Here is a 6,224-nt window from a genome sequence, read left to right on the forward strand (position 1 = left end):
GTCTTTTATCCACAAATCGGCTTCCTTGTTCTAGATAGGAATAAACTTGGGAGAAGATTCTGTTCTCGGTTTTCATCTTGTAGGGATTCTTGCTTTTTCCCTATCTACCCAGAGCTTTTTCTTTTTGGCAACCCTTGTCTTGTCAGGTTTTGACCCACTTGTGTCCGTCAGTCAGGGAACTGCTACCAAACTTAGAGGCAGACATCAAAAGTTTAGTGGAGATGTACTCGCAAGCAGACCCTAAACTTCAATCAACTTTTGCTTTTACAAAAATTAGTGCCAGAGCCGTAAGAGAGGCATTAAAAGAAGAAAAAGGCTATCGAGATGAACAATTGCCTTCTCGTCAAACCATTGGAGATATTTTGAATCGAATGGGCTAGAGTTTAAAAAAAACACAAAAAATAAAACCGCTCAAAAAAATCCCAGAAACCGAGGCAATTTTTGCTAACGTAGCTCAAGCCAATCAAGCCGCTGACAACCAGACTAAATCTTTGAGAATTTCCTTGGATAGCAAAGCTAAAGTTAAGATAGGAAATTTGTCTCGTGAGGGTAAAGCCCGCTATCTCGAGCCATTAAAAGCGGATGATCATGATAGGGAATGGCGGGCTGTTTTAGTCCCTTTAGGAATTCTAGATATGAGGGGAGAACGCCTGTCTATTTATTTCGGTCAATCGGCTGAAACCTCAGATTTTGTAGCAGATTGTTTAGAGTTGTGGTGGCAAGAAAATCAAGCGCTCTATCCAGGGTTAGAAGAATTAGTCATTGATTTAGATGGAGGAGCCGCCACTCGCAGCAACCGCACTCAATTTATCAAAAGAATGGTAGAATTTGCCCAAAAAACCCAGTGGCAAATACGGCTCATTTACTACCCACCTTACCATAGTAAATATAATCCCATTGAACGGTGTTGGGCCGTCTTAGAGAACTATTGGAATGGGGCAATTTTAGATTCAATTGATGCGGCTCTTAATTGGGCTTCTAACATGACTTGGAAGGGCATAAAGCCTAAGCGTGCATTTGGTAGAAGGAACTTATGAAAAAGGGGTGAAGGTTTTGACTAAAGAATTAGAACAATTGCCACCTTTCAACGCAGCGTTCTGAAACTTTGCCCAAATGGGATGTGACGGTTCTACCCTCCTAGCTGGCATCTTATTTTTACGCAAGTCCCTTAGGTTGAGATCTTGCCTGTCCTTAGAGTCCTCGTGGCTTGAAAGGAGGGAACAGGGAAGGAACAAAATACTAACTTTACCCTTGGCGGTGAAATCGTTGTATCTTGACGGACTTGTAGCCCTGGCCACAATTTACTTGACCGTAAGCGTTGAGGATTTTCCTTTCCCCTGACATTGACAAGAAAGGTTTCCCTGAGTAGAATAGCGGAAACTCGTTGATAAATCTTAACCCATGAAGACGCTTGGACAAGTAGGTATATATTGTTTAGCTAATGATCAGGTTTTGGAATGGATGATTCCTTTCTTAGAAAGTCTCAGAACCTACGAGCCTGAATGCCCCCTATATATTATACCTTTTAATGATAATATATCCCAACTCAGTAAAATTTCTCAGAAATACAATTTCAGTTTTTATCGCGATATAAACTTGGAGCTATTAGATGGAGTGGGAGCAAAAGTAAGGGGTATCGACGATATACATAATCACAGATTTCGTATTTTTTCCATCTTCTGGGGGCCCCTAGAGCATTTTATCTTTCTAGATTCTGACATTATTGTTCTAGATAGCTTACAAGAGCTGTTCCGAACCTATATCAACTCTGAATTAGAATTTATGTACTACTATAGGGGGATATTCGATCAGGTCTATAAAGAGGGGGAGTTTAGAGATAAAATGATCCGAGAGTATAGGGCAAATGGTTTCAACGCAGGCTCTTTTATCTCTTCCCGGGGGGCTTTTAGCCTAGATGATATTCAAGAGTTGGCTGAACAAGCAGCCACAATCAGACAGCATTTTGCCGACCATTGTATTGTCCAGCCCTTTGTCAACTACTGTGTGGATATTAAGGGGCTGAAAACCCAAGCCATTACTGAGGCTATCCCAGATCTGGGCTCCGAGTGGGCAAAATTCAAGATAGAGTTTGCCGATAATACTCACAAGGTAAATGGGAAAAGAATACTATATACCCACTGGGCAGGCTTTGGTCACGGGCCAAATATGCCCAATCGCGATCTGTTTCTTAAGTACAGGCTGAAGAATTTATCTTGGCCCTGGCGCTGGCAATATGTGATCCGCGATCACCTGACAACAACTTTCCGCACTTGGAAAAGTAGGCTAAGCAAAAAACTCAAAGGTTTATTAGGCAAACCCGAGATTAAACCCCTATAAGTGCCAGATATGCTAGAGAACGATACCCTGTTTGAGCTTGGCAAAGTTTCCGTATTAATTCCCTGTTATCAGCATGGACACCTACTTGCTCAAGCAGTGGAATCAGTTTTGAGACAATCTTATCAAAACCATGAGATAATTATTATCAATGATGGCTCCACCGATAACACCCATCAGGTAGTCCAAGAATATACCCAGAAATATCCCCAGCGGATTAAGTATTTATATCAAGAACAACAGGGGCAAGTAGCGGCCAGGAAAAACGGCAGCGCTTTGATCAGGGGCGAATTTCTAATCACTTTAGATGCCGATGATCTGCTCGCTCCGTCAATGATGGCCAAGTGTGTAGAAAGCTTAAGCAAAAACCCTGAAGCAGCCGCTGTGGCCTCTAACGTTTGGATGATGGCGGAAGATGGCCAGACTATACTAGGCCAGCTCGACCAAAGTGAAGTTCCTAGCTGGCCCAATATTCTGGAACACAATACTTGGGGGGGGATTGCGGGCATCATGATCCGCTCCCAGTCTCTGCAAAAAGTAGGCTGGTTCAATTTCGATGGTACTGCGGGGGGCGAAGACTGGGATATCTGGATTCGCTTTGCCAGATCCCGTCATAAATTGCTGCATATTCCTGATTTTTTAGCTCGATACCGTCAGAATGATAGTTCTCATAGCCGCCAAGGACTCAGAGTCTTAAAAGGGATATTACAGGTTTTGGATTACTTAACCAGGGAAGATCCGCGCCTGATTCAGCTAGAAAACGTCCATCCCCCCATTGATATTTCTTACTACAATCAGCTCCGTAATCGAGCAGTTTTTTTTTCCTATGGTGTCGCTTTAGCGGCGGCAGAAAGTAAGGAGACTCTCCAAGATATCTTGCAATACTTTGTGCCATCTCATTTAGATTTAGCAACCCTAGCAACTGCCTATATTAAGGGGATCATTTTCGTCAGTCGAGTCCAGGGAAACACTAACATTTTTTCTCCAGATTTTCAAGATGATGCCACAGGAAATATGCTAAGTTACCTAAAAGATAAAATCTCTGAAGATCAAGCTAAGTTGTTGAGGATTAAGATAGAAGAAAATTTCATCACCCGATCTCAAAGATCTACCAAAAATTTTAATCTATTCAAGAGTAAAATTAAAACTATCCTGATTAAAATTAAACAAAAGTTATCACATCTAGCAACCCTAAATAAGACTTAAACAATTCCTGTGCCGCTACCTATATAGCACGTTTCCCGTCAATGAGCTACAGGGTCTTAAGTTTGAGTCGGTCGGCAGGAGGGGATATAAGAACTTTAGTTCAGGCGAGGAAAAACCCCTATACATCAAATATTTTCTGACTTAATACCCACTGCTTGTAAATCTCTATTGTAGTCCGTCTTTAATCCTCCCCCTAAAAACAGCCTAACTTTCTCAGAAATCCTCGTCCACTTTACCGCTAAAGTAACCAAGGCCACCTTGATCCGATCGCTTTGGTTGGGAATTCTGGCATCTTTGTAGATAGCCAGAAGATCGTTCAGGTTAGGCCAATCTCGCCAAATATCATGGATTAAGCCCCGGAAACGGTTCAAATTAGACCGATGGGGATAACTTGTTAAGTTGATCTGATGCAATCCCCCCATGACCCTTATGGTTCTAGACCTTAAGGAAGGCCAAGTTTTGCGAGCAGGATGTTTGACTAGGGCTTTTGGCGCATAAACTACTTGATAACCTGCTCTACTAACTCGCCGTCCCCATTCTAAATCTCCCCCCGAGGGAAGAGAGAGATTGAAAAATCCTACGGTTTCAAAAATCTGTTTAAAAGTAAAAATATTAGCAGTTGCGCCAAATGTCATCTTCGTAACTAATTCTTCTTGGGGTAAAGCTGTGATCATCTCAAAAAGCTCAACCGCATTGGCCTTGCCTTCTATTTCGGGAAAAACCTCAATATGACCTGCAACCAAACCACAATTAGGAGTATTGACCAACTCCTCTACCCCCTCTCTCAGCCAGTGGGCATCGGGAAGGCAGTCAGCATCAGTAAAAGCAATGATTTCACCCCGGCATTCCCTAATCCCCTTGTTGCGGGCGGCAAATTGTGTAGGGATGGTTTCTACCAGATAAGATGCTCGAGGAAATCGAGCCACGCAATCTTTAATGCTATCATCAGGCCCGTTATCGACAACGACGATCTCCCAATCGTCCGTAGGATATATTTGTCGCTCAAGAGCTTCTAGGCAAATTTTCAGGTGATCTACATCATTAAAAACAGGAATGATAATCGAGACAAAGGGGAAAGTCATAAAATAGTCAGAGATTAATCGTTCAAGTTGGGCATCTTCTCAAAAATTACCTCAAAAACCCGAGTCTTGTCAACTAACTCTATGAGACTGGGGACTAGGGCGGGGTTTAGACTGCCAAAAGGGGTAAACAAAAGCTGTGAAGATGTTATAATAAGCCCCGTTCCGTATCTAAATAGTTAGAGGCAAAATTAATGGCATCTCCCACTTGTTCGCTTTGGTTTTTTGTAGCGCGGACCGACTTACCATTTATGATGCTTACTATCCCCCATATAGTTAAGATGTGTAATTTTCCCTTTCAAGAAAAAGTGTTAGCCATAGACACGGCTGCTTTAAGTGGGGAAAAAGTTGATCGTCCTGGTATTGGTACGATGGAAGACTTACGCCAATGTGCGCAAACTTTGCTGCACAAGGGTGTGGTTGACCGGATTGTAGATTTTAATTACGATTCCGGGTATCAAGAACGATTATATCTAAAACATTTCGGCAGTGTCATAAAACCTACTCATAACTATAAAGGCTATCCGATCCTTGGCTCGATTTTTAAAATAGAAGAATGTCAGAGTGACTATCTGGTTCATTTTGATAGCGATATGATGATGTACCAAGAGCCAGGCTACAAATGGATTGCTGAAGGAATTGATCTGATGGAAGCAAATCCTCAGATTATGTTTGTCCGTCCTATGACAGGACCGCCCACCTCTGATGGTAAGTTTTGTGAATCAGATATGGGCAAATTAAATCCTCAAGGTTTTTATGAATTTAAATATTTTGGAAGTCGCCTATATTTGCTCAAATGTAACCGGTTTGATGAGTTATTACCCCTGCCTATCATCTGGTGTAATGAATATCGGCAGCAGTTTGTAAAAAATTGGCCAGAAGGGATGAAAACAGCCCTAAATATCTGGACTGGAAAGGGAAAATTAGATTCTTGGGAAATTATGATTTCTGAGAAGCTCAAACAGACGGATTATCTGAGGATTAACCTCACCAACCCTAGGGCTTGGAGTCTACACCCGAAAGAGAGAAGCCCTGCTTTCATCGCAGCTTTACCATCAATTATTGCTAAGATAGAAAGGGGTGATTTTCCAGCCAAACAAGCAGGATTTTATGATTTAATTTTTGACCTGTGGGTTTAGCTCTGAATCATCCCAAGGCTATCAGAACAGTAAATTGCGGTTCTTCGGTTTGTCTGATGCAACGTACAGGGTTATCAGGAATGAAACTCTTATAGAGAAAGACATTTGGCGATTTTTGTTAATTGTTTTCGATCTAGAGCGAACTAATCAATTAAATCTCTTGCCAGATAAGGATTTAGTCGATTTGTGCCACCCGATCGAACCATACCAAGTAACGAAGAACCATAAAGTTCAAGGTTTTATAGTTTTTGAAAGCCATAAACATTAATACTCGCCGCACCAGTGAAATGCTCATCCTTGCTAATAATTAGGGTTTGCTGAAAAAGTCATTGAAAAGTACAGGTCTCTTAATCAATGATTTCACTTAGCTACAAGCATAAGCTTTAGTTGTTGATTAATTTTTAAGTTATAACTTATCCTAATCATTGACCGAGAAAAAGTGCTGTTTTTCCATTTCAGACATAAA

6 protein-coding genes are annotated in these 6,224 nt (G+C 41.5%); 5 read left to right on the plus strand and 1 reads right to left on the minus strand.

What is annotated here, in order from left to right; all coding sequences use genetic code 11:
* Nucleotides 1-221 precede the first annotated feature (221 nt).
* The 4 genes from H6F92_RS02770 (at nt 222) to H6F92_RS02785 (ending at nt 3,540) form a co-directional block, all read left to right on the plus strand.
* The gene (locus H6F92_RS02770; protein WP_190356707.1) at nt 222-380 is read left to right on the plus strand and encodes a hypothetical protein; all 159 of its coding nucleotides are present in this window, start codon (nt 222-224) and stop codon (nt 378-380) included.
* Between the two features lie 57 nt (nt 381-437).
* The gene (locus H6F92_RS02775; RefSeq protein ID WP_265795855.1) at nt 438-1,037 is read left to right on the plus strand and encodes an ISAzo13-like element transposase-related protein; all 600 of its coding nucleotides are present in this window, start codon (nt 438-440) and stop codon (nt 1,035-1,037) included.
* Nucleotides 1,038-1,401: 364 nt separating this feature from the next.
* The gene (locus H6F92_RS02780; RefSeq protein WP_190356708.1) at nt 1,402-2,337 is read left to right on the plus strand and encodes a glycosyltransferase; all 936 of its coding nucleotides are present in this window, start codon (nt 1,402-1,404) and stop codon (nt 2,335-2,337) included.
* Nucleotides 2,338-2,346: 9 nt separating this feature from the next.
* Nucleotides 2,347-3,540, plus strand: a complete 1,194-nt coding sequence (locus H6F92_RS02785) for a glycosyltransferase family 2 protein (protein WP_190356709.1) — start codon at nt 2,347-2,349, stop codon at nt 3,538-3,540.
* Nucleotides 3,541-3,665: 125 nt separating this feature from the next.
* Here H6F92_RS02785 and H6F92_RS02790 read toward each other — a convergent pair whose 3' ends face one another.
* A complete protein-coding gene (locus H6F92_RS02790; RefSeq protein WP_190356710.1) occupies nt 3,666-4,622 on the minus strand; it encodes a glycosyltransferase family 2 protein in 957 nt (318 codons plus the stop codon).
* Nucleotides 4,623-4,813: 191 nt separating this feature from the next.
* Here H6F92_RS02790 and H6F92_RS02795 point away from each other — a divergent pair, with 191 nt between their 5' ends.
* Nucleotides 4,814-5,758 carry a hypothetical protein gene (locus H6F92_RS02795; protein WP_190356711.1) on the plus strand — a complete coding sequence of 315 codons (945 nt, stop codon included), beginning with the start codon at nt 4,814-4,816 and terminating at the stop codon, nt 5,756-5,758.
* Nucleotides 5,759-6,224 lie beyond the last annotated feature (466 nt).

It is taken from the genome of Microcystis wesenbergii FACHB-1317, assembly GCF_014696875.1.
GTDB classification, from domain to species: Bacteria; Cyanobacteriota; Cyanobacteriia; order Cyanobacteriales; family Microcystaceae; genus Microcystis; species Microcystis wesenbergii_A.

Excerpts from the sequence above, each read along its gene's own strand:
- H6F92_RS02790 (WP_190356710.1), bottom strand. The coding sequence starts at position 4,622 with ATGACTTTCCCCTTTGTCTCGATTATCATTCCTGTTTTTAATGATGTA.
- H6F92_RS02795 (WP_190356711.1), top strand. The coding sequence starts at position 4,814 with ATGGCATCTCCCACTTGTTCGCTTTGGTTTTTTGTAGCGCGGACCGAC.
- H6F92_RS02780 (WP_190356708.1), top strand. The coding sequence starts at position 1,402 with ATGAAGACGCTTGGACAAGTAGGTATATATTGTTTAGCTAATGATCAG.
- H6F92_RS02770 (WP_190356707.1), top strand. The coding sequence starts at position 222 with ATGTACTCGCAAGCAGACCCTAAACTTCAATCAACTTTTGCTTTTACA.
- H6F92_RS02785 (WP_190356709.1), top strand. The coding sequence starts at position 2,347 with ATGCTAGAGAACGATACCCTGTTTGAGCTTGGCAAAGTTTCCGTATTA.